The sequence below is a fragment of the Acidaminococcus sp. HCP3S3_H5 genome (genome assembly GCF_052122235.1).
Lineage (GTDB): Bacteria > Bacillota > Negativicutes > Acidaminococcales > Acidaminococcaceae > Acidaminococcus.
The window spans coordinates 158,841-179,528 of the sequence record NZ_JBQKCS010000006.1 but is presented as its reverse complement, the minus strand read 5'-3'; the positions used below and the strand labels follow the sequence as shown (position 1 = coordinate 179,528).

General features: G+C 57.2%; 22 protein-coding genes. All 22 read right to left on the bottom strand.

Annotated features, from left to right (window positions below):
* Position 1: 1 nt before the first annotated feature.
* Positions 2 to 685 (bottom strand): hypothetical protein, encoded by a 684-nt coding sequence (locus tag ACTQY5_RS08875; protein ID WP_308664092.1) that lies wholly within the window; start codon positions 683 to 685, stop codon positions 2 to 4.
* Positions 686 to 691: 6 nt separating this feature from the next.
* On the bottom strand, positions 692 to 1,399 hold the full coding sequence (gene thyX, locus ACTQY5_RS08870; protein ID WP_374047528.1) for an FAD-dependent thymidylate synthase: 708 nt from the start codon (positions 1,397 to 1,399) through the stop codon (positions 692 to 694).
* Positions 1,399 to 1,878 carry a Mini-ribonuclease 3 gene (locus ACTQY5_RS08865; protein ID WP_302575001.1) on the bottom strand — a complete coding sequence of 160 codons (480 nt, stop codon included), beginning with the start codon at positions 1,876 to 1,878 and terminating at the stop codon, positions 1,399 to 1,401. Before ACTQY5_RS08865 ends, thyX begins: the two co-directional genes overlap by 1 nt.
* Positions 1,875 to 3,320 carry a cysteine--tRNA ligase gene (gene cysS, locus ACTQY5_RS08860; RefSeq protein ID WP_279127501.1) on the bottom strand — a complete coding sequence of 482 codons (1,446 nt, stop codon included), beginning with the start codon at positions 3,318 to 3,320 and terminating at the stop codon, positions 1,875 to 1,877. Before cysS ends, ACTQY5_RS08865 begins: the two co-directional genes overlap by 4 nt.
* A gap of 15 nt (positions 3,321 to 3,335) precedes the next feature.
* Positions 3,336 to 4,808: a glutamate--tRNA ligase gene (gltX, locus tag ACTQY5_RS08855; RefSeq protein ID WP_308664094.1), complete on the bottom strand. Its 1,473-nt coding sequence runs from the start codon at positions 4,806 to 4,808 to the stop codon at positions 3,336 to 3,338.
* Between the two features lie 23 nt (positions 4,809 to 4,831).
* Positions 4,832 to 6,019: a 2-C-methyl-D-erythritol 4-phosphate cytidylyltransferase gene (gene ispD / locus ACTQY5_RS08850; RefSeq protein WP_022487006.1), complete on the bottom strand. Its 1,188-nt coding sequence runs from the start codon at positions 6,017 to 6,019 to the stop codon at positions 4,832 to 4,834.
* Positions 6,020 to 6,035: 16 nt separating this feature from the next.
* A complete protein-coding gene (locus tag ACTQY5_RS08845) occupies positions 6,036 to 7,145 on the bottom strand; it encodes a PIN/TRAM domain-containing protein (RefSeq protein ID WP_154487896.1) in 1,110 nt (369 codons plus the stop codon).
* Between the two features lie 198 nt (positions 7,146 to 7,343).
* Entirely contained in the window at positions 7,344 to 7,823 is a 480-nt protein-coding gene (locus tag ACTQY5_RS08840; protein WP_154487897.1) for a CarD family transcriptional regulator, read from the bottom strand.
* Positions 7,824 to 8,231: 408 nt separating this feature from the next.
* A complete protein-coding gene (locus tag ACTQY5_RS08835; protein ID WP_441369087.1) occupies positions 8,232 to 8,414 on the bottom strand; it encodes a hypothetical protein in 183 nt (60 codons plus the stop codon).
* Positions 8,415 to 8,432: 18 nt separating this feature from the next.
* Positions 8,433 to 9,302 carry a M48 family metalloprotease gene (locus tag ACTQY5_RS08830; RefSeq protein ID WP_441369086.1) on the bottom strand — a complete coding sequence of 290 codons (870 nt, stop codon included), beginning with the start codon at positions 9,300 to 9,302 and terminating at the stop codon, positions 8,433 to 8,435.
* A 156-nt stretch (positions 9,303 to 9,458) separates the two neighbouring features.
* Positions 9,459 to 10,643 carry a pyridoxal phosphate-dependent aminotransferase gene (locus ACTQY5_RS08825; RefSeq protein WP_441369085.1) on the bottom strand — a complete coding sequence of 395 codons (1,185 nt, stop codon included), beginning with the start codon at positions 10,641 to 10,643 and terminating at the stop codon, positions 9,459 to 9,461.
* Between the two features lie 87 nt (positions 10,644 to 10,730).
* Positions 10,731 to 11,180, bottom strand: a complete 450-nt coding sequence (locus ACTQY5_RS08820; RefSeq protein WP_022487444.1) for a GatB/YqeY domain-containing protein — start codon at positions 11,178 to 11,180, stop codon at positions 10,731 to 10,733.
* A gap of 36 nt (positions 11,181 to 11,216) precedes the next feature.
* Positions 11,217 to 11,393: a 30S ribosomal protein S21 gene (gene rpsU / locus ACTQY5_RS08815; protein WP_012938095.1), complete on the bottom strand. Its 177-nt coding sequence runs from the start codon at positions 11,391 to 11,393 to the stop codon at positions 11,217 to 11,219.
* A 107-nt stretch (positions 11,394 to 11,500) separates the two neighbouring features.
* Complete coding sequence (locus tag ACTQY5_RS08810) at positions 11,501 to 11,836, bottom strand: histidine triad nucleotide-binding protein (RefSeq protein ID WP_022487445.1); 336 nt, start codon at positions 11,834 to 11,836, stop codon at positions 11,501 to 11,503.
* 27 nt (positions 11,837 to 11,863) lie between these two features.
* Entirely contained in the window at positions 11,864 to 13,177 is a 1,314-nt protein-coding gene (gene mtaB, locus ACTQY5_RS08805; RefSeq protein ID WP_441369084.1) for a tRNA (N(6)-L-threonylcarbamoyladenosine(37)-C(2))-methylthiotransferase MtaB, read from the bottom strand.
* Between the two features lie 12 nt (positions 13,178 to 13,189).
* Positions 13,190 to 13,924 carry a 16S rRNA (uracil(1498)-N(3))-methyltransferase gene (locus ACTQY5_RS08800; protein WP_022487447.1) on the bottom strand — a complete coding sequence of 245 codons (735 nt, stop codon included), beginning with the start codon at positions 13,922 to 13,924 and terminating at the stop codon, positions 13,190 to 13,192.
* A gap of 1 nt (position 13,925) precedes the next feature.
* Entirely contained in the window at positions 13,926 to 14,867 is a 942-nt protein-coding gene (gene prmA / locus ACTQY5_RS08795) for a 50S ribosomal protein L11 methyltransferase (RefSeq protein WP_441369083.1), read from the bottom strand.
* 425 nt (positions 14,868 to 15,292) lie between these two features.
* A complete protein-coding gene (locus ACTQY5_RS08790; protein WP_441369082.1) occupies positions 15,293 to 15,763 on the bottom strand; it encodes a hypothetical protein in 471 nt (156 codons plus the stop codon).
* Positions 15,764 to 15,870: 107 nt separating this feature from the next.
* Positions 15,871 to 17,043 carry a molecular chaperone DnaJ gene (dnaJ, locus tag ACTQY5_RS08785; protein ID WP_154487902.1) on the bottom strand — a complete coding sequence of 391 codons (1,173 nt, stop codon included), beginning with the start codon at positions 17,041 to 17,043 and terminating at the stop codon, positions 15,871 to 15,873.
* A gap of 22 nt (positions 17,044 to 17,065) precedes the next feature.
* Complete coding sequence (gene dnaK, locus ACTQY5_RS08780; RefSeq protein WP_441369081.1) at positions 17,066 to 18,931, bottom strand: molecular chaperone DnaK; 1,866 nt, start codon at positions 18,929 to 18,931, stop codon at positions 17,066 to 17,068.
* Between the two features lie 52 nt (positions 18,932 to 18,983).
* Positions 18,984 to 19,601, bottom strand: coding sequence for a nucleotide exchange factor GrpE (grpE, locus tag ACTQY5_RS08775; protein WP_022487527.1), 618 nt, complete (start codon positions 19,599 to 19,601; stop codon positions 18,984 to 18,986).
* A gap of 10 nt (positions 19,602 to 19,611) precedes the next feature.
* Positions 19,612 to 20,652 carry a heat-inducible transcriptional repressor HrcA gene (gene hrcA / locus ACTQY5_RS08770; RefSeq protein WP_012938084.1) on the bottom strand — a complete coding sequence of 347 codons (1,041 nt, stop codon included), beginning with the start codon at positions 20,650 to 20,652 and terminating at the stop codon, positions 19,612 to 19,614.
* Between the last annotated feature and the right edge of the window lie 36 nt (positions 20,653 to 20,688).

Genomic DNA, 20,688 nt, shown 5'->3' with positions numbered 1-20,688 from the left:
GTCAAATGGTATGATCTGCCTGGTCCACCTTTTTCAGGGTTTCTTCCAGGTGTTCTTTCAGTTTGCCTTCCAGCTCCTTGAGATTTTTGCTGTCGAAATCCATGGAGGCGTGGAATACGGAGTTGATCTTCACTTCCCCGAAGAACTGGTCCCGCAGCCGGTTGTACATGATGATCAGCTGGTCCATCCGGTCGAAGTTGGAATAGTCGATCATGATGATGGACCCGTTGATGTGCTCGATGGCGTTGGCGGGTTTGATGTACAGTTCAAAGGGGCCGATCTTTTTCGGCAGATGGTTCCCGTAGTCCCAGGTCAGGATCCCGTGTTCCGCCACCTGCTCTCCCAGGTTCACGCTGGTGGGTTCTTCCATGCTGTGGAGGATCCCGGGCAGGTAGGCCTGGACGTTTTTGGCGAACACATCCTTGTCCTTGTAGATGAACCGGATGTCCCGGTAGGAATTCATCCCCATGGTGTGGACCACGATATAGTCGAAGGTCTCGGAAGTGTAGATGATATCCAGCTTGGCCCGGAGTTCCGGAGCTTCATACCGGCAGATGGTGAGCACCTGGCCGTCGATGGTGTCCACCAGTTTCTTGGTGAACTTTCCCACCTGGTCCGGCAGCCCTTTGATGAAATCCCACTGACGGGTCTCCTGCTGGATCTCTTCAATCGGTTTGTACCCCATGGCCGGTTACGCCTTCTTTTCAGCAGCTTTGGCGGCGTCCTGGGCCAGGAGTTTTTCCAGCCGGCCGCAGCTCATTTTCCCTTCGTGGCAGATCCGGTCGCTGTCGCAGGTGGGGCCGGCCTTCTCAAAGAGGATGGGAGCCACTTCCTTCACCTGCCGGAGCATTTCCCAGGCCAGGGCCCGGATCTCCCACTGGGCCCTGGCGCAGCACCGGAGCTGGAAGAAATGGAGCAGGCTCCGGGCGTTCATGGTGACCACGATCTTGGTTTCCGCCGCGTTGGGCAGGATGTACCGGGCATCTTCCGCAGGCACCCCTGCCTCCGTCCATTTGTTGTACAGGTCCTGGATCCGGCTGCACAGGTCCTCAAATTCCTTCTTGCATTCCGGCCGGGCTGCCAGGGTAGGCGGCAGGATGGTCTCGAAATCGTGTTCCTTCACATACCGCTGGCTCTGCTGGCTGTAGGAAGCGATCCGGTGGCGCACCAGCTGATGGGTCAGCACCCGGGACACCCCTTCGATGGCAAAGGTGAAGCTTACATGCTCAAAGGTGGAGGTGTGCCCCATCTGGCCCAGCCGGCGCACCAGGCTGGCCACTTCCTGGTCGGTCATCTTGGTTTCCAGTTCCGCTGCCCCGATGGGAGAATAGCAGAGCCGGGCGCTCATGGCCACGGTCCGGTCCGGTTCGGGAGTATAGCGGAGCAGTTTTACATGCATCATTTCTTTTTCTGTTTCCTTTCGTCCTCCATGGCCCGGCGGATCAGCTCAAAGGACCGGTCCATCAGTTCCTGGAGCCGGTCCTTCCGGTCCGTCAGGTACAGGTAGCCCATCAGGGCCTCGAAAGCCGTGCCCTGGCGGTATTCCCGGACACTGGCACTTTTGGGCACCGTGCTTTTGGTGTTCCGGCCCCGCCGGGCGATCTGGGCTTCCTCTTCCGTCAGGATCCCGGCTTCTTCCATGTCATCCATGGCTTTGGCCTGCATCACCGCGGATACCATCCGGCTGGCCAGGTCGTGGAGCACCTGCACATGGCTGCTTACAGGCAGCAGCCGCATCCTCACATACAGGGAAAACACCGCATCCCCGATATAGGCCAGTTCCACCGGGTGGATCAGCCGGGGTTCCGGCAGGGTCTGCGGGGTACCGCAGGTATGCAGCACATGGTCCAGGAGCCGCTGATACTGTTCGTATCTCACTTTCTCTTCCACCGTACGCCCTGGGGCGTGTCTTCCAGGATGATCCCCTTGGCGGCCAGTTCGTCACGGATGGCATCGGCTTTGGCAAAATCCCGGGCTTTCCGGGCAGCCTGCCGTTCTTCGATCTTGGCGGCGATTTCCGCTTCCTCGTTGCTCACCGCGCCCCCTTCGCTGTTGGCGGCCGGTTCACTTTCCAGGATCCCGATGACCCCGGTCATTTCCTTCCAGGCCTTGTCCATCTGTTCCACCAGTTTGCCGTCAGGCTTCCTGGCGCCGCTGAGGATGGCGTTGTGGTACACGTTGATTTCCTTGGCCAGGGCGAACAGATAGCTGATGGCCAGAGAAGTGTTGAAATCGTCGCTCATGGCGTCGAAGAACCCCTGGCGCAGTTCCGCCACTTTGTCCCGGAGAGCCAGGCTTTCCGCATCCGGTCCCACGGTGATCACCTGCTGGATCTCCCGCAGGTTGTTCTGGGCCGTGCGCAGCCGTTCTAGGCTCCGTCCCGCTTCCGCCAGCCGTTCCTGGCTGAAGTCCAGAGGGCTCCGGTAGTGGGTGTTCAGGATGAAATACCGGATGGTTTCCGGTTCGTATTCTTTCAGCAGATCATACACGGTCTTGAAGTTGCCCAGGGATTTGGACATCTTTTCTTCGTTGATGGTGATGAATCCGTTGTGGACCCAGTACCGGACGAAGGGATGGACCCCGGTGGCTCCTTCACTCTGGGCAATTTCATTTTCGTGGTGAGGGAAGATCAGGTCGCTGCCGCCCCCATGGAAGTCCAGGGTGTTGCCCAGGTACTTGGTGCTCATGGTGGAGCATTCAATGTGCCAGCCCGGCCGGCCTTTGCCCCAGGGGCTGTCCCAGGAGGGTTCTCCCGGTTTGGCGGATTTCCACAGGGCGAAATCCATGGGGTTCTCTTTCCGTTCGTCCACGTCCACCCGGGCGCCGGCCATCATGTCATCCAGCTTCCGGCCGGACAGTTCCCCGTAATGGGCGAACTTTTCCACCCGGTAGTACACGTCCCCGTCCACCACATAGCCGTAGCCATGGTCGATCAGCTGCTGGACCGTGTGGATGATGTCAGGGATGTGTTCGGAAACCCGGGGATAGATATGGGCCCGCTTCACATGGAGCTTGTCCATCACTTCGAAATAGGCTTTGATGTACCGGTTGGCGATCACGTCCCAGGTGACCCCTTCCTCGTTGGCGGCCCGGATGATCTTGTCGTCCACGTCGGTGAAGTTCTGGACATAGGTCACATCGTACCCTTCATGGTCCAAAAACCGGCGGATGGTGTCCCACACCACAAAGGGCCGGGCATTGCCGATATGGGGATGGTTGTAGGGAGTGACCCCGCACACATAGATCCCCACCTTCCCGGGATGGAGAGGCACGAACTCCTCTTTCTGCCGGGTCATGTCATTATATACACGGATGCTCATAGAAAGCTCCTTTCCTTACAGGTTCACGCCGGCTTTGGCCAGGCTGCCCCGGATCCGGGCGGCCGCACGGTCTTTGCCCAGGAGGGGAATCATTTCCGCCAGTTCCGGTCCGTGCTGGTTGCCGGTGAGGGCCACCCGTACGGGCATGAACACTTTCTTGCCCCCCAGTTTGGTTTCCTTCTGGACGGCTTTGAACAGGGCCTTGGTGCTGGCATGGTCCAGATTTTCTGCAGCCGCCAGTTTGTCCAGGAACAGGCCCATTACCTGGGGCACCGTTTCTTCCTTCAGTACGGCTTCTGCTTCAGGGGTTTCAAAATCGAATTCATCAGTGAAGTACAAGGCCACTTTTTCCGGGATTTCCTTCCCGAATTCCGCCTGGTCCCGGGCGGTCAGGATGACTTTCTTCAGCCATTCCAGCTTGTCCCCGGTTTCTTCCCCGGTCATGTACCCGGCTTCCTTCATGAAGGGTACGGCAAAAGCCACATAGTCTTCGTCGGACAGCTGGCGCATGTAGTGGGCGTTCAGCCAGTTCAGTTTCTTGATGTCGAATACCGCCGGGTTCTTGGCCACATGGTCCAGAGAGAACTGCTGGATCAGTTCTTCCCGGGAGAAGATTTCCTGGTCGGAATTGGGAGCCCAGCCCAGGAGAGCCAGGAAGTTCACAATGGCGTCAGGCAGGTAGCCCATCTGCCGGTACTGGTCCACGGAGGTGGCCCCATGCCGTTTGCTCATCTTCTTGTGGTCCGGTCCCAGGATCAGGGAAATATGGCCGAAAGTGGGTTTTTCGAATCCCAGGGCATCGTACAGCAGCAGCTGCCGGGGCGTGTTGGACAGATGTTCTTCCGCCCGGATCACACAGTTGACCCCCATCAGGGCGTCGTCGATGACCACGGCGTAGTTGTAGGTGGGGATCCCGTCGCTTTTCACGATGACAAAGTCCCCGATGCCGTTGGAATCGAAATGCACATCCCCACGGACTTCATCGTGGACCACAATATCCTGGTCTTCCGGCACCCGGAACCGGATGGTGGGTTTCCGGCCTTCCGCTTCGTAGGCGGCCCGCTGCTCCGGAGTCAGGTTCCGGCATTTTCCCATGTACCGGGGCGTCTTCCCCTGGGCGGTCAGGGCTTCCCGTTCCGCTTCCAGTTCTTCCGGAGTGCAGTAGCAGTAATAAGCCTTGCCTTCTGCCAGCAGCTTGTCGGTGTATTTCTTGTAGATGTCCAGCCGTTCCATCTGCCGGTAGGGGCCGTTGGGGCCTCCCACATCCACCCCTTCATCCCAGTCGATGCCCAGCCATTTCAGGGCCGCTTTGATGTTGGCTTCCCATTCCGGTTTGGACCGGTCCTGGTCGGTGTCTTCGATCCGCAGCAGCATGACCCCGTTTTCCTTCCGGGCCAGCAGCCAGTTGAACAGCGCAGACCGGGCGCCCCCGATGTGGAACGGCCCGGTAGGGCTGGGTGCAAAACGTACTTTCAGTTTCTTTTCCATTGTATCTTCCTCCCAAAGGTTTTTTATCTTGTAAGACTGGCCACGGCTTCGGCAGCAATGCCTTCTCCCCGGCCTGTAAAGCCCAGTTTTTCCGTGGTGGTGGCCTTTACGTTCACCGCGTCCCGGGGCAGCCCCAGGTCCGCGATGAGATTCTCCAGCATGGCCGGCTCATAGGGAGCCAGCTTGGGACGCTGGGCGATGATGGTCACATCCACGTTGTTCACCTGCCAGCCGGCTGCCCGGAGCTTCTCCAGCACCGCCGCCAGCAGTTTCCGGCTGTCCGCCCCCAGATAGGCGTCGTCCGTATCCGGGAACAGCCGGCCGATGTCTCCCAGGCCCGCCGCCCCCAGCAGGGCGTCCATCAGGGCATGGAGAGCCACATCCGCGTCAGAATGGCCGTCCAGTCCTTTATCCCAGGGCACAGTGACCCCGCAGAGGATCAGAGGCCGGCCTTCCACCAGCCGGTGCACGTCATACCCGGATCCGATCCGGAATTCCATAGGCTTTCCCTCCCTGCGTTCTGCCAGATCCTGAGCCCAGGCCAGGTCTTCCGGCGTAGTGATCTTCCGGTTGTCATAGTCCCCCATGATGAGGGCCACCTGACCGCCCAGGGCTTCCACCAGGCTGGCATCGTCGGTCACATCCAGCCGGCGTTCCCGGGCCAGGGCAAATCCTTCCCGGAGCAGCTCCGGCCGGAAGATCTGAGGAGTCTGGACCGCCCAGAGACGGCTCCGGTCCAGGGTGTGGTCCACAGAACCGGCGCAGTCATCCACTTTGATGGTATCCTTGCAGGGCACTGCAGCAATGGCTGCCCCGGTTTCCCGGGCTTTGTCCCACACCCGCTGGAACAGTTCCGGCCCGGCAAAGGGACGGGCCCCGTCGTGGACCGCCACCCAGGAGGCATCCTCAGGCAGAGCCGCCAGGGCATGGGCCACGGAATCCTGCCGCTCTTTCCCGCCGGTGACCACCTGCCAGGCAAGGCCGGGGAACTGCCGGTCCTGCCACTCCTGGAGCAGCTGCCGGGCTCCCGTTTCTTCCCCTTTGGCCACAGTGACCAGGGCCAGGGTCAGGCCGGGCACCTGGCTCAGCTGATGCAGGTTCCGGACCAGGATGGGGATTCCCCGGACAGAGGCATAATTTTTATTATACCCCAAACCCAGCCGTTTTCCCATACCTGCGGCGGCAATGATGCAAACCAATTCCTTTTCCATCCCATCATTCCTTATCTTATTTCAGTTTGGCAAAGATCATCCGTCCGGCAGAAGTCTGGAGCACGGAGGTGACCGTCACCGGTACGGTGAAGTTCACACAGCGCTTGCCCCCTTCCACCACCACCATGGTACCGTCATCCAGGTAGCCGATGGCCTGGCCCGGTTCCTTGCCTTCCTTGGCCAGATAGATCTGGAGTTCTTCTCCCGGCAGTACGGACTGCTTCAGGGCATTGGCCAGGTCGTTGATGTTCAGCACCCGGACCCCCTGGATCTCCGCCACCTTGCTCAGGTTGAAGTCATTGGTGGCCACCATGCCGCCCCGCTCTTTGGCCAGACGGACCAACTTGGTATCCACTTCCGTAATGTCGTCATAATCCTTGTCGGCGATTTCCACCACCGCGTTTTTGTCCCCCTGGATGGCCCGGACAATGTCCAGCCCTCTCCGGCCCCGGTTCCGTTTCAGGGTATCCCCGGAATCGGCGATCTTCTGGAGCTCTTCCAGGACGAATTTGGGGATCACGATGATCCCTTCCAGGAACCCCAGCCGGATCACATCCAGGATGCGGCCGTCGATCAGAACGCTGGTATCCAACAGTTTATAAGTGCGGGAAGCATTACGGGCACTGGCTTTCCGGGCATTGTCCTTGTTCCGGGCAAACCAGACTCGGTTAAAGAATAAAAGGATATCCTCACGTTTGTTCAACGCCACCTTGGCCCCGATGATGGCCCCCATGATGCTGAAGATCAGGGAGATGTACGGCCCCACAATGGGCAGACGGGAAAAGGCCGTCCCCAAAAGGGTGGCTACCACCAGTCCGGTGATCACCCCGATGGACAGGACAAAAATGTCCCCGGTGGGCAGATCCGCCAGATAGGATGCCAAGATCTCCGAATAATGGAGGGTGGAATGGATCAGGGGCGTGGCGGCAGCCTTGCCGATGTACCCAAAGATCAGGGCCCCGACCACCCCCAGAATCAGGTTCAGAGGCGTCACCCCCAGAAACCCCAGTTTCAGGTAATCCGAAGAAACGAATTCACTGAGAAGAGGCGTGGCGATTTCCATCAGGAAAACCCCCAGGGCAGCAAAGACCAGGATAACGACAAATTTGATGATTTTCTCAACCATAGTTTCACCTCCTTGCGCAACATTTCAAAGTTTATTGTACAATAATACGAAAATAAAGAAAAGAGATTGCAACAGAAATTGGAATAAAGTGTAAAAAAGGAGGTGTGAAAAATTATTTCACACCTCCCGTCAATGGTCAATTGTTAATGGTCAATGGCCTCATGATGAAATTTGCAGGCAAATTTCCAAGCCAGAAAATCACACAAACTGATCCAGCCATTTTTCACTTTTTTCTTCATCCACGCTTTCCACCAGCATGAACTCACTGAGGAGGATCTGCTTGGCGGTGGTCAGGAGCCTGCGTTCCCCGGCGGACAGCTTCTTTTCCGTTTCCTGTACTGCCAGGGTCCGGACCACGTCCGCCACTTCGAAGATGTCCCCGGTCTTCATTTTATCCACGTACATGTTGTACCGGCGGTTCCAGGTGATCCGCTTCATCTTGTTTTCCGGCCGAGCCTTCAGCACGTCTTCCACCTTGGGAAGGATGGCCTTGTTCACAATGGGACGGAGCCCGATTTTATCCACATTGACTTCCGGGATCAGCACCTTCATATCGCTGAGCAGCATCTTCAGCACAAAATAGTTGACCGGATGACCGTCAATCTGTTTCTGCTCCACATTCTTTATCACAGCCGCCCCATGCATGGGGTACAGCACTTTATCGCCCACTGCAAACATTCTGCTACCTCCTTACGTACAGAGTAGATACAATACCAACAACTGTATTTATTGTAGCACGGATGTTGCAAGAAGTCAAATTTTTAGATTATAACACTTATCTTATGGTGATGTCAACGGTTTTTTGTGAAAAAGCAGGTGCCGTTTTCACGGCACCTGCTGCCAATGGTCAATTGTCAATTGTCAATGGCCGAAGGAAGCCAGATGCGCCCCATCTGGCCATGAAGGAGGACGCAGCTGACGCTGCTAACCCACCACCCATGCTGCGCATGGATACCCCCGCCCTTGCAAAGGGCGGATAGCCGCCCGGAGCTTCGGCCGATTGCTTATGCACCAGCGCATCAGCCCGGCGCTCAATCATATATCGTGACTGCTTCGGTGTGCAGCAGACACCACAGCACCAGCGCGTCAGCCCGGCGTACAATCATATAGCGTGCCTGCTTCAGTGTTCAGCAGGCACCACAGCACCAGCGCGTCAGCCCGGCGCTCAATCATATATCCGCCCTTTTCAAGGGCGGGGGACCAGCCGCCCGGCTGGTGGTGGGTTAGCAGCCGAAGGCTGCGTTTTCCTTCAAAAAATTTTGCCTGCAAAATTTCCCCTTCTGCCTCTCACATCCCGCTCTCCTCCCGGATCCGCTCCAACCGGTCATCGGTGGCCGGGTGATCAGAGAGCATCCTGCCAAAGAATCCCAGTTGGGGATTGTGGTACATGGTGTCCAGCTTGGCCAGGCCGCTGTACAGTTCCGGCCCCAGGCCCAGCTGACAGGCGTAGGCGTCGGCGGCATATTCATCCTGCCGGGAACAGTACCGGTTGAACAGGGTGAGAGGCCACCCCAGCAGCCAGTTCCCCAGCCGGAGGATGAAGTTCATCACGATGCAGAAGAACACCAGGATGAACCCCAGCACAGGGATGAACTGGAGCACCGTCAAAAGAGCCAGGAACAGGCTGTAAATCCGGAAACAGGCCCGGTTGGCCGTGGACATGCCCCAGAGCAGCAGCAGTTTCCAGGTGTGTCCCTTCTGCAGGTGGCCCATTTCGTGGGCCAGGATCCCGGACAGCTCCTCCACGGTGAAATACTGGAACATGGGCTCATTGACGATGATGTTGTTGTCACCCAGGGCACAGGCGTTGAAGGATTTTTCCGGATTCACGTACAGATGGAAGGTCTCCCCTTCCAGTCCGCCCCGGCGGATCACCGGCTCCAGAGCCTGTTCCAGCACCTGCCGGTAAGGGTCCTGGGCAGATTTCCACCCGCTGGTGAAAATCATCACCCGCTGAAAAAAGGGCAGCTGCATCAAAAGCCCCGGCACCAGAATCAGTACCGTCATCAGCCACTGCTGCCAGCCGGGGCTGGCATCCAGGGTCCGGAGGGTCTCCGGCGGCAGGAAGAAAGCCGCCAGAAGCAGGAAAAACGGGCTCCACAAAGACAGGAGCAGGTAGTTCACAAAGAAAGAAACGATCATCAAAAGGGCGCTCACCGTGCTCCCTCCTCTTCACATACAGAAGCGGGCCGCCCGGCGTGCGGCCCCTACGGGTTCGTGGAAGCCGTCAGGCTCCTGACTGCGTTCATCGGCTCCGTAGGGGTTCCACGCCGGGGAACCCGCCTGAAACCGGTCCGTTATGCGTAACCGATTTTATTTATATTCCTCCGCCAGTTTCTTGAACAGAGGCAGGGACTTTTTAATGGTATCATAGCTGATGCAGTAGCTGGCCCGGAAATAGCCCGGGCAACCGAAATCCGTACCCGGCACCAGGAGCAGGTCGTACTTTTTGGCCCGTTCGCAGAAGGCGTAATCGTCCTCTTCCAGGCATTTGGGGAACAGGTAGAAGGCCCCCTGGGGCTTTTGCACCGTGAACCCGGCTTCTTTCAGCCCCTGGTACAGCAGCTGTCCGTTCCGTTCATAGGGAGCGATATTGGACGGCTTCCCGGCGCACCGGGCCACCACCAGCTGCCACAGGGAAGGGGCGTTCACATGGCATTCCACCCGGGCTGCCCCGGCAATGGCTCCGAACATTTTGGCAAAATCCGCCACTTCACCGGGCACCACAATATACCCGATCCGTTCCCCGGGCAGGGAGAAGGATTTGCTGTAGGAATAGCACACCAGGGTATTCTTGTAGTACAGAGGGATGTAAGGCACCTGGATATCCCCGTAGACGATTTCCCGGTAGGGTTCGTCGGCGATGATGAAAATGGGATGGCCATATTCCTTCTCCTTCTTTTCCAGCACCGCTGCCAGGTTCCTAATGGTCTCTTCCGAATACACCACCCCGCTGGGGTTGTTGGGAGAGTTGACGATGACCCCTTTGGTGTGGGGCGTCACCAGTTTTTCAAAGGCAGCGAAGTCGATCTGGAAATCTTCCGTCCGGGCGGGCACCACTTTCAGACTGGCCCCGGTGGATTCCACAAAGCACCGGTATTCCGGGAAGAACGGGGCAAAAGCGATGAATTCATCCCCCTCTTCCGCCAGTGCCTTGAAGCAGATGGTAATGGCCGCAGCAGCGCCCCCTACCATGAACAGGTTGGCCCCGGTGAAATGGGTGCCGAACCGGCGGTTGATGTCCTGGGCCAGGGTTTCCCGGACTTCCGGTTTCCCGGGAGCCACGGTGTAGCTGTGGATGGCCTGGGGCGGCAGTTCGTTCATGATGTCGATGACCGCATCCTTGATGTAGTCAGGGGCCGGCACATTGGGATTCCCCAGGCTGAAGTCGCAGATGTTCTCCGCTCCCACTTCTTTGGCCCGTTTCTGGCCGTATTCAAAAATAGTCCGAATGGTGGATTTTTTCGAACCCAGTTCATACATTTTCTCGTTTACCATAAGATCACCTGTGTTTCTGTGTAGAGTTGGTACTATTATAGCATAAAAAAAGGGACCGTTGCGCAAGCAACAGTCCCTCTCCTCTTCTCAGCCCAACAAAGCCTTTACCATGGCATTCACCCGCTGGCCGGTTGCCTGGCCTTTGGTCCGTGCCATGACGGTGCCCATGACCTTGCCCATATCCTTCATGGATTTGGCTCCGGTCTTTTCAATGGCTTCCGCCACAATGGCCTTCAGTTCGTCATCGCTCAGCTGCTGGGGCAGATACTTCTTCAGCACTTCGATTTCCTGCTGATTTTTCTCCACCACATCAGGACGGTTGGCGTCCTTGACCTCTTTGATGGTATCTTCTCTCTGTTTGACTTCCTTCATGATGACAGCCAGTACAGCGTCATCCTTCAGTTCTGTCTTTTCGTCAATTTCCTTGTTCCGAATGGCAGCCCATACCATACGCAAAACGGCCAGCCGAAGCTTGCCGTTTTCCCGGTCTTTCATGGCCTGTTTCATATCGGTTTGCAGAATCTCTCGTAAAGACATCTTCCACGCCCCCAAATCAAATCAAGTCAATGAAGATTATCTGGATTTGCGTTTTCTAGCAGCTTCAGACTTCTTTTTCCGTCTTACGCTGGGTTTTTCATAGTGTTCGCGTTTTCTTACTTCGGACAGGACGCCCGCTTTCTGCGTAGCCCGTTTGAAACGGCGCAGAGCGCTGTCCAAAGATTCGGTTTTGCCAACTCTGATCTCAGTCATCTATATCCCTCCCTCCACGATCTCTTTCGGGAAGTGTAATTTAACATTAACACCTAGCCATTATACCGTAAAAATGCAGTCTCTGTCAACAGAAAATCTGCCTTTTCTCAGCAGGGAGGCCATCCCAGTTCCTTGCCGCCCAGAATGTGGAAATGGAGGTGTGGGACAGTCTGTCCCCCTTCCACGCCGGTGTTCACCACAATCCGGAAGCCTTTTTCGGCAATGCCCAGTTTCTTTACGATCTCAGGCAGTACCTTCTTCACATGGACCAGGATCTCAGGGGATGCGGTGAGGATATTCTCCGTATGTTCCTTGGGAATCACCAGCACATGGACCGGCGCCCCGGGATTCAGATCGTTGATTACGATCACCTGGTCATCTTCGTAAACCCGTTTGCTGGGGATCTCCCCGGAAACGATTTTGCAGAATACGCAGTCAGTCACAGTCTCACCCCCTGTTCATGGAATATCTTATATTATATCACCCTTCAGCCCGTCCTCAAAGAGCTTTTCCAGGCGAACGGGAGAAATTTTTCCCTTCATGTTTTCCGGGCTGTCCGCATACACCCGTACATACCCTGGAGTGAGCCCTTCCCACAGGCCGTTCTTTTTATTCCGGCGCTCCCAGAGCACGGTGCTTTCCCGGCCGATCTGTGCCTGCCGGTAAGCCAGGTTCCCTTCCCGGTCCACTTCTTCCAGCCGGTGGACCCGGTCCTGTTTTTCCTGGTTGGAGATCTGGTCCGGCATCACCGCCGCCGGGGTCCCCTTCCGCTGGGAATAGGGGAAAATATGGATCTTGCTGAACCGGCACTGGCGGATAAAGTCCAGGGAGGCCTGGAAATCCTCTTCCGTTTCGCCGGGGAAGCCCACGATCACGTCGGTGGTAATGGCCACATTGGGTACCAGGTTCCGGATCTTCTCCAGCAGCTGGGCGAATTTGGCCGTGTCATAAGGCCGGTGCATCCGTTTCAGGGTGCTGTCGCAGCCTGCCTGGAGGGGCAGATGGAGATGGGCGCACAGCCGGGGCTCTTGGGCCATCAGTTCCAGCAGGGCATCTTCCACTTCCACGCTTTCCAGGCTCCCCAGCCGCAGCCGGGGCACCCGGGGCTGTGCAGAAAGAGCCGCCTTCACCGCGTCGGACAGATGGGGTCCCCCGGGGATTTCCTTCCCATAGCAGCCCAGATGGATGCCGATCAGGACGATTTCCTTGTACTGTTCCGCCGTCAGCTTGGCCACTTCTTCCCGGATGTTTTCCAGGGACCGGGAGCGGAGATGGCCCCGGGCGTAGGGGATGATGCAGTAGGCGCAGTACTGGTCGCACCCTTCCTGGATCTTCAGGAAGGCCCGGTTCCGGCTGGCATCCACTGCCGCATCCAGTTCTTCGAATTCCCGTCCCACCGGCAGGTCGTGGACCGCGTTGATGGGGGCTTCTTCCGGGCTTTCTCCCAGCCGTTCCCGGACCAGTTCCACCACCTTGCTCCGGTCCTGGTTCCCAATGATCAGGTCCACCCCGTCGATGTGGACCACTTCGTCAGGAGAAGTCTGGGGATAGCAGCCGGTGACCACGATCAGAGGCTTGGGATCCCGCCGGGCCGCCCGGTGGATGATCTTCCGGCTCTTGCTCTGGCCCATGTTGGTCACCACGCAGGTGTTGATGAGACAGATGTCCGCCGGCTCCTCGAAATCCACGATCTCATAGCCCGCATCCCGGAACAGTTTCTCCATGGATGCGGTATCCGACTGGTTCACCTTGCATCCCAGTGTATAAAAAGCGATTTTCTTCATGCTGTGTTTTTCTTATCCTCCCAAATTCCCTGTTTCGTACATAATGGCCGTAAGGGTGGCCAGAGCCGCCGTTTCCGTCCGCATGATCCGGGGCCCCAGGCTTACCGAATGCCAGCCCAGTTCCTGGGTCAGGGCGAATTCGTCCTTGGAGATGCCCCCTTCCGGACCGATCAGAAAGGCGATGGAGGCTGCTTCCTTATGGGCCGCCAGCACCTCCCGGATCCCCCGGGTGTCTTCCACTTCATAGGCCACGATCTTCAGTTCCGCCGGACACTGGGTCACAATGTCCCGGAACCTGGCCGGCAGGGCCACCTGGGGAATGATGTCCCGTTTGCTCTGCTTGGCCGCCGCTTCGGCGATTTTCTGCCACCGTTCCTGCTTTTTGGCCGCCTTGGCCGGGTCCACCTTCACCACCGAATGGTCCATGATGGCCGGGCGGATCTCCGTGACCCCCAGTTCGATGGCCTTCTGGATCACCCATTCCAGTTTGTCCTGTTTGGGCAGCCCCTGGATCAGGGTCACTTTCACCGAAGGTTCGTGGCTTTTTTCCAGGGTTTCCACCAGAGCCAGGTCTACCCGGTTTTCCCCGAAGCCGGTGATCTTCATCACCGCCGCCACCTGGTCCAGGCTTACGATCTGGAGCTGTTCCCCCAGCTTCATCCGCAGCACATGGGTGATGTGGTGGGCGTCCTGGCCGTCGATGAACATGGTTTCCCCGAAATCCCGGGGTACAAAGAACCGGTACACGTCAGCCTTCCTTTCCCATGGTCACGGCACACCAGCCCGCCTTCCGTTTCACATCCAGGAAGGTGAAGCCGTTTTCCCTGGCCGCTTTCTCCACATCCGGCAGCCGTTCCTCGATGATGCCGCTGGCCAGGAACCGGCCGTTCTGCCGCAGCTTCACCGCCACTTCCGGCAGTACCAGGATGATGATGTCCGCAATGATGTTGGCAATGATCAGATCCGCCTGACCCGGGGTGCCGTCCAGCAGGTTCCCCTGGTTTACGGTGATCCGGCTGCTGAGGCCGTTCTGGGCAATGTTCTCTTTGGCCACTTCCACGGCCTTTTCGTCGATGTCCACCGCGTGGATGGTCTTGGCTCCCAACAAAGCCGCTGCCATGGCCAGGATGCCGCTGCCGGTGCCCACATCGAAGACTTCACAGTCCGGAGTCACCAGGTCTTCCAGCCGTTGGATGCACATGCTGGTGGTGGCGTGGGTGCCGGTGCCGAAGGCCATTCCCGGATCCAGGGCGATGACCTTCTCGTCCCCCTGGGGGGCGTAGGTTTCCCAGGACGGTTTGATCACGATTTTCTTCCCCACTTTGGTGGTGTGGAAATACTGCTTCCAAGTGTTGGCCCAGTCCTTTTCGCTGATCTGCCGGAACAGGGTGGGCCCGAACCGGAACTTCCCGATCCGGCCTTCGATGGCCTGGAGGCCCTGTTCAATGGCATCCAGTTTCTGCTGGAGCTGGTCGTTTTCCGGGTAGTAGGCGGAAACAGTGACCACTTCCGTATTTTCCTGATGGGGGATGTCGCACAGTTCCCAGGTGGCACTTTCCCGCAGCTGGTTCAGCAGCAGAGGGTCTTCGATTTCCACCCCGTTCCGGGCCCCCACCTCCCGGAGCAGATCCGCCACAGCCTCCACAGCCTCATGGGTGACTTTTATGCTAACTTGCAGCCAAGATTCCATATGTAACGCTCCTTTGTACAGATATCGTATTATTATACCATATTGTGAGGGGGAGAAAAAGTGGGTAAGTGGTTAGGTGGTTAGGTGGGTAAGTGATTAGGGAGGTAGGTGATCACGGGGCCGCCTCTCCGGAGCATTGTTCATCGTTCATCGTTCATCGTTGTGGAAGGAACCCGCTGCAGCAGGTTCCTCTGAAGGGAAACGCAGCCCATGGGGCTGCTAACCCACCACCCATGCTGCGCATGGATACCCCCGCCCTTGCAAAGGGCGGATATACGCTCGGGCTGACGCCCATTGCGTTTTTACATCAGAACAGAAAGTTTCTGTACGGGTTCTATGTTTCAAAACAAGGGGCCTTGCGCCCCGCGTTTTTATCCGCCCTTTGCAAGGGCGGGGGACCGTTGCGCTTGCGCAATGGTGGTGGGTTAGCAGCCTCCGGCTGCGTCCTCCTTCAAAAAAATTTGCCTGCAAATTTTTTCCTTCGGCCGCTGACCATTGACCATTGACCGCTGACAGGCCGCTGCATCCACAGCGTGGATGTTGAAGGAAACTCCGTTATACACCAGCCGGTAGGTCCCTTCCCCACCCGGCAGGGTCAGGGTGGTGGTGTATTCCCGGTGCTGGGTCATTTCTTGATCCGGTTCCGGCAACCGCATGCCGCTGGGAGTGATTTCTACCTTCTCCGGCATGCTTTCCACGTCAAAGGTGCCGTAGTTGGTCACCTTACCGTCCAGCACTTTAAAGAAGGGGATGGATTTCTTTTCCCGGTACCAGTTCCGGCCGCCGTTGTCATGGTCTTCCGCCCCTCTGAATTCCCGGATAGAAGGTTCGTCCACCGTCCCCTTCCCTTCCGGAATGGGGATGGGTCTGTCCGGCGTGATATTTTGTATATCCATAGTCTTTATTAAGTTTTTTATTTGGTTTATCATTCCAGAGAAGAGTCCATACATGAAAAAAATGGCTGCTGTACATGTATTGACACGTACAGCAGCCATTTTTTTCTTTACTTGAACAGATCTTTGATTTTGTTCAGGAAACTTTTTTCTTCCGGATTGATGGTGCTTCCGCTGGCATCGCCGAACTTCCGCAGGGCCTCTTTCTGAGCCTCGCTGAGCCCGGTAGGGATCACCACTTTGATCCGGACCATCTGATCGCCCTTCTGACCCGACCGCAGGGATACGATCCCTTTCCCTTTGAGACGCAGGATCTTGTTGGGCTGGGTCCCTTCCGGGATCTTCACCTTCACCTGGCCGTACAGGGTGGGTACCTCGATCTCCGCCCCCAGGGTAGCCTGGACGATGTTGATGGGCACTTCGCAGGTTACGGTGGTGCCGTCCCGTTCAAAGAACTTGTGGGGCTTCACGTACAGGTATACGTACAGGTCCCCGGGACGTCCGCCCCGGAGCCCGGCTTCCCCTTCGCCGGCCACCCGCAGGCGGGAACCATTGTCCACGCCGGCAGGGATCTTCACCGTCAGCATCCGTTTCTTCTTCACCCGGCCTGTGCCATGGCAGTCCTTGCAGGGATTGGTGACAATCTTCCCGGTACCATGACATTTGGGACAGGTCCGGACGTTGACCACCTGGCCAAAGAGAGAATTCTGGGTAACCCGGATCTCCCCTGTACCATGGCAGTCCGGACAGGTTTCCGGCGTGCTGCCGGGAGCCGCCCCGGAACCGTGACAGGTTTCACATTCCTCTTCCCGGTTCAGGCGGATCTTCTTTTCCGTGCCAAAAGCGGCCTCTTCAAAGGTGATCTGCAGGTCCATCCGCAGGTCGGACCCCTGCCGGGGACCATTGTCGGCCCGCCGGCTGGAACCGCCCCGTCCGGCACCTCCAAAGAACATGTTGAAGATGTCGTCCATGCCTTCTCCGCCGCCGAAACCCCCAAAGCCCTGGAACCCGCCGCCGAAGGGGTTGCCGGCACCAGCGCCGGGTCCTCCTCCGTTCTGGAAAGCAGCATGGCCGTACTGGTCATAGGCCGCTCTCTTCTGGGGGTCGCTGAGGACACTGTAGGCTTCGTTGGCCTCTTTGAATTTGTCCGCTGCTTCCGGATTGTCTTTGTTCAGGTCGGGGTGATACTTCCGGGCCAGTTTGTGGTAGGCCTTTTTCAGCTCATCAGCTGTGGCGTTTTTGGAAACGCCCAGCACTTCATAGTAGTCTCTCTTCTCTGCCATCCGTATCTCCCTCTAGGAAAGCTTATTTCTTGTCGTCGTCAACGACTTCCGCATCCACTACATCGTCGTCGGCTTTCTTGCTTTCGGTCCCTCCGTTGGCGCCTGCACCGGCGTTGGTGTTGGCATTGGCACCGGCAGCACCCTGGGCAGCGCCCTGGTTCTGCTTGTACAGTTCAGCGCTCAGTTCATACAGAGGTTTCTGCAGGGCTTCGGTATCGGCTTTGATCTTGTCGGTATCGTCGCCTTTCATGGTTTCTTTCAGGGCGGCGATGGCGTCCTGGACCTTCTTGATCAGGTCGTCATGGCCTTTGCCGTTCATGTCCTTCACGGTCTTTTCAGCCTGGTAGATCAGGGTATCTGCCTGGTTCTTGGCTTCTACGGCTTCCTTCCGCTTCTTGTCGGCGGCTTCGTTGGCCTGGGCTTCCTTCACCATCTTGTCCACTTCTTCCTTGCTCAGGCTGCCGGAAGAGGTAATGGTGATCTTCTGTTCCTTGCCGGTACCCAGATCCTTGGCGCTTACGTTTACGATACCGTTGGCATCGATATCGAAGGCCACTTCGATCTGAGGCACTCCCCGGGGAGCTGCCGGAATGCCGGACAGTTCAAAACGGCCCAGGGTCTTGTTGTCCGCAGCCATTTCCCGTTCGCCCTGGAGTACGTGGATATCCACAGAGGGCTGGTTGTCGGTGGCCGTGGAGAAGATCTGTTTCTTGGAAGTAGGAATGGTGGTGTTCCGGTCAATGATCTTGGTCATTACGCCGCCCATGGTTTCAATACCCAGGGACAGAGGCGTTACATCCAGCAGCAGGACGTCTTTCACATCCCCAGCCAGTACACCGGCCTGGATGGCAGCACCCATGGCCACACATTCATCCGGGTTCACCCCGTGAGCCGGTTCCTGGCCCATGGTCCGTTTAATGGCTTCCTGCACCGCAGGGATACGGGAAGAGCCGCCTACCAGCAGGACCTTGTTGATGTCTTTCGGGGTCATGTTGGCATCGCTGAGGGCCTTGTTGACGCACACGAGGGTCCGGTCAACCAGGTCGCTGGTCATTTCATCGAATTTGGCCCGGGTCAGATCCAGGTCCATATGCACAGGGCCGTTGGGGCCTGCGGAAATGAACGGCAGGTTGATATTGGTGGTCAGCATGTTGGACAGTTCGATCTTGGCTTTTTCAGCAGCTTCACGGATCCGCTGCATGGCCATCTTGTCCCCGGTCAGGTCGATGCCGTTCTGTTTCTTGAATTCATCGCACATCCAGTCCATGATCCGTTTATCGAAGTCATCGCCGCCCAGATGGGTATCCCCGTTGGTGGATTTCACTTCGAACACCCCGTCGCCCAGTTCCAGGATGGACACATCGAAGGTGCCGCCGCCCAGGTCGTAAACCAGGATGGTGTGGTCGTCGGATTTATCGATGCCGTAAGCCAGAGCTGCAGCCGTGGGTTCGTTGATGATCCGTTTTACATCCAGCCCGGCGATCCGGCCTGCATCCTTGGTGGCCTGACGCTGGCTGTCGTTGAAGTAAGCCGGTACGGTGATGACGGCTTCGGTGACTTTTTCACCCAGATACCGTTCTGCATCGCCCTTCATCTTTTCCAGGATCATGGCGGAAATCTGTTCCGGAGTATAATCCTTGCCGTCAATGGTCACCGTGTATTTGGTGCCCATGTGCCGTTTGATGGAGCTGATGGTCCGTTCCGGGTTGGATACAGCCTGGCGTTTGGCCAGCTGGCCTACCAGTCTTTCCCCGTTTTTCGTAAAGCCAACCACGGAAGGAGTCAGCCGGCCGCCTTCCTGGGTGGTAATAACCGTAGGTTCGCCGCCTTCCATGACAGCGACTACGGAGTTGGTGGTCCCTAAGTCAATACCAATAATCTTAGACATAATGAATTCCTCCTGTACACTCTGGAATTATCAATCGTTCAAAACGTTGTTTTCAATCGTTGCGGACAACCCGTACCTTGGAATGACGGATTACGTCGTCACCGATCTTGTAGCCCTTTTCCAGGACCAGGTCGATGCTTTCATCCGGCAGATCCGGGTTGCTGCCCTGCATCACGGCTTCATGGATCTGAGGATCGAAAGGCTTGCCTTCCGCCGGGATTTCTTCGATGTGCAGGGTCTGGAGTGCCTTTTCAAACTGCTTGTGGATCATTTCCATGCCTTTTTGGATGGCCGCTCCGTCTTTGCTGGTTTCCAGACTGGCTTCCGCCCGTTCGAAATTGTCCAGCACCTTCAAAAATTCCCGGGCCACCTGTCCGGTTACATACCGGCCCAGACGTTCCCGTTCTTCGTTGTTCCGTTTCCGGAAGTTGTCAAAATCTGCCTGGAGCCGCAGGAGCCGGTTCTGCAGGTCAGCGATCTGCTGTTCCTGCTGGGCGATCTTTTCGTCCCTGGGATCGGGTTCTGCTGCTTTTTCGTCTTTGGTGTCAGCCTGAGCTGCTTCCGCTGCCTTGGCCTGTTCTGCGGTTTCTTCCGCCGCAGTCTGGGCCTGGGCCGCTTCCGCACCCTCTGCCTTCACGGTTTCCGGGTTCTTCTGCTGGTCCTTTTCCATTGGTCCTCCCCTACTTTTCATCCATTTTATTCATGACCACCCGCAGGTAGTTGTGAAGGTAATCCATGACGGAAATCACCTTCCGGTATTCCATACGGGTCGGTCCCAGGACCGCCAGGGTCCCCACCACCTGTCCGTTGAGACGGTAGGTGGCCTGGATCATGCTGCAGTCCTGGATGCCGGAAAATTTGTTCTCGCTGCCGATGGTCACCTTGAGACCGGAGTCCTTGTCGGCCATCAGCATGTCTTTCAGCATCTGCTCTTCCTCCAGCACGCTCAGCAGCTCCCGGATCCGTTCCGGATCCTTGAATTCCGGCTGGCTGAGCAGCTGTTTGGTGCCGCCCAGGTACATCTTGTTCTCCGACTGGCCGCTCCGCATCTGTCTGACCACCTGGATCAGAGAAGCATACAGGGCTTTGTCCCCAGCCAGGGCATCCCGGACGTCTTTCAGAATCTGGTCTGTGATATCGTTCAGCTTCATCCCATGGAGCTTGTTGGTGACTCTCTGGGCCAGGGTGTCCATTTCCAGGCGGCTCATGCCCGCCGGGATCTGGATCACACTGTTGTCCATCCGCCCGTCGTTGGCCACAATGCACAGGATGGCCTGGTGCTCGTTCAGGGGCAGGAAGCGGAGATAGGAAAATACGCTTTCGCTGTCCTTGTTGGCCAGCACCACGGACACGTTCTTGCTCATCCGTGACAGGATCTTGGCGGTGGACTGGAAGATATCGTCGATGCTGTGGACCCGTTCCCGGAACCAGCTGTTGATCAGCGCCACATCGTTGGGCGCCAGGGCATCGGGTTTGGCAATGGAATCCACATAGTACCGATAGGCAGCCGCCGACGGGACACGGCCCGCCGAAGTATGGGGCTGCTCCAGATAACCCAGCAGTTCCAGGTCGGACATTTCGTTCCGGATGGTTGCCGGGCTGATCCCCAGATTGTACTTCCTGGCGATGCTGCGAGATCCTACAGGCTCCGCCGTTTCGATATAGTCTTCAATGATCAGTTGAAGAATTTTTTTCTTGCGGTCACTCAGCACTGTAATCATCTCTCTTCTGGATTGTTAGCACTCTAATAATTGGAG

Excerpts from the sequence above, each read along its gene's own strand:
- ACTQY5_RS08875 (WP_308664092.1), bottom strand. The coding sequence starts at position 685 with ATGGGGTACAAACCGATTGAAGAGATCCAGCAGGAGACCCGTCAGTGG.
- thyX (WP_374047528.1), bottom strand. The coding sequence starts at position 1,399 with ATGCATGTAAAACTGCTCCGCTATACTCCCGAACCGGACCGGACCGTG.
- cysS (WP_279127501.1), bottom strand. The coding sequence starts at position 3,320 with ATGAGCATCCGTGTATATAATGACATGACCCGGCAGAAAGAGGAGTTC.
- gltX (WP_308664094.1), bottom strand. The coding sequence starts at position 4,808 with ATGGAAAAGAAACTGAAAGTACGTTTTGCACCCAGCCCTACCGGGCCG.
- ispD (WP_022487006.1), bottom strand. The coding sequence starts at position 6,019 with ATGGAAAAGGAATTGGTTTGCATCATTGCCGCCGCAGGTATGGGAAAA.
- ACTQY5_RS08845 (WP_154487896.1), bottom strand. The coding sequence starts at position 7,145 with ATGGTTGAGAAAATCATCAAATTTGTCGTTATCCTGGTCTTTGCTGCC.
- ACTQY5_RS08840 (WP_154487897.1), bottom strand. The coding sequence starts at position 7,823 with ATGTTTGCAGTGGGCGATAAAGTGCTGTACCCCATGCATGGGGCGGCT.
- ACTQY5_RS08825 (WP_441369085.1), bottom strand. The coding sequence starts at position 10,643 with ATGGTAAACGAGAAAATGTATGAACTGGGTTCGAAAAAATCCACCATT.
- ACTQY5_RS08820 (WP_022487444.1), bottom strand. The coding sequence starts at position 11,180 with ATGTCTTTACGAGAGATTCTGCAAACCGATATGAAACAGGCCATGAAA.
- rpsU (WP_012938095.1), bottom strand. The coding sequence starts at position 11,393 with ATGACTGAGATCAGAGTTGGCAAAACCGAATCTTTGGACAGCGCTCTG.
- mtaB (WP_441369084.1), bottom strand. The coding sequence starts at position 13,177 with ATGAAGAAAATCGCTTTTTATACACTGGGATGCAAGGTGAACCAGTCG.
- prmA (WP_441369083.1), bottom strand. The coding sequence starts at position 14,867 with ATGGAATCTTGGCTGCAAGTTAGCATAAAAGTCACCCATGAGGCTGTG.
- ACTQY5_RS08790 (WP_441369082.1), bottom strand. The coding sequence starts at position 15,763 with ATGGATATACAAAATATCACGCCGGACAGACCCATCCCCATTCCGGAA.
- dnaJ (WP_154487902.1), bottom strand. The coding sequence starts at position 17,043 with ATGGCAGAGAAGAGAGACTACTATGAAGTGCTGGGCGTTTCCAAAAAC.
- dnaK (WP_441369081.1), bottom strand. The coding sequence starts at position 18,931 with ATGTCTAAGATTATTGGTATTGACTTAGGGACCACCAACTCCGTAGTC.
- grpE (WP_022487527.1), bottom strand. The coding sequence starts at position 19,601 with ATGGAAAAGGACCAGCAGAAGAACCCGGAAACCGTGAAGGCAGAGGGT.
- hrcA (WP_012938084.1), bottom strand. The coding sequence starts at position 20,652 with ATGATTACAGTGCTGAGTGACCGCAAGAAAAAAATTCTTCAACTGATC.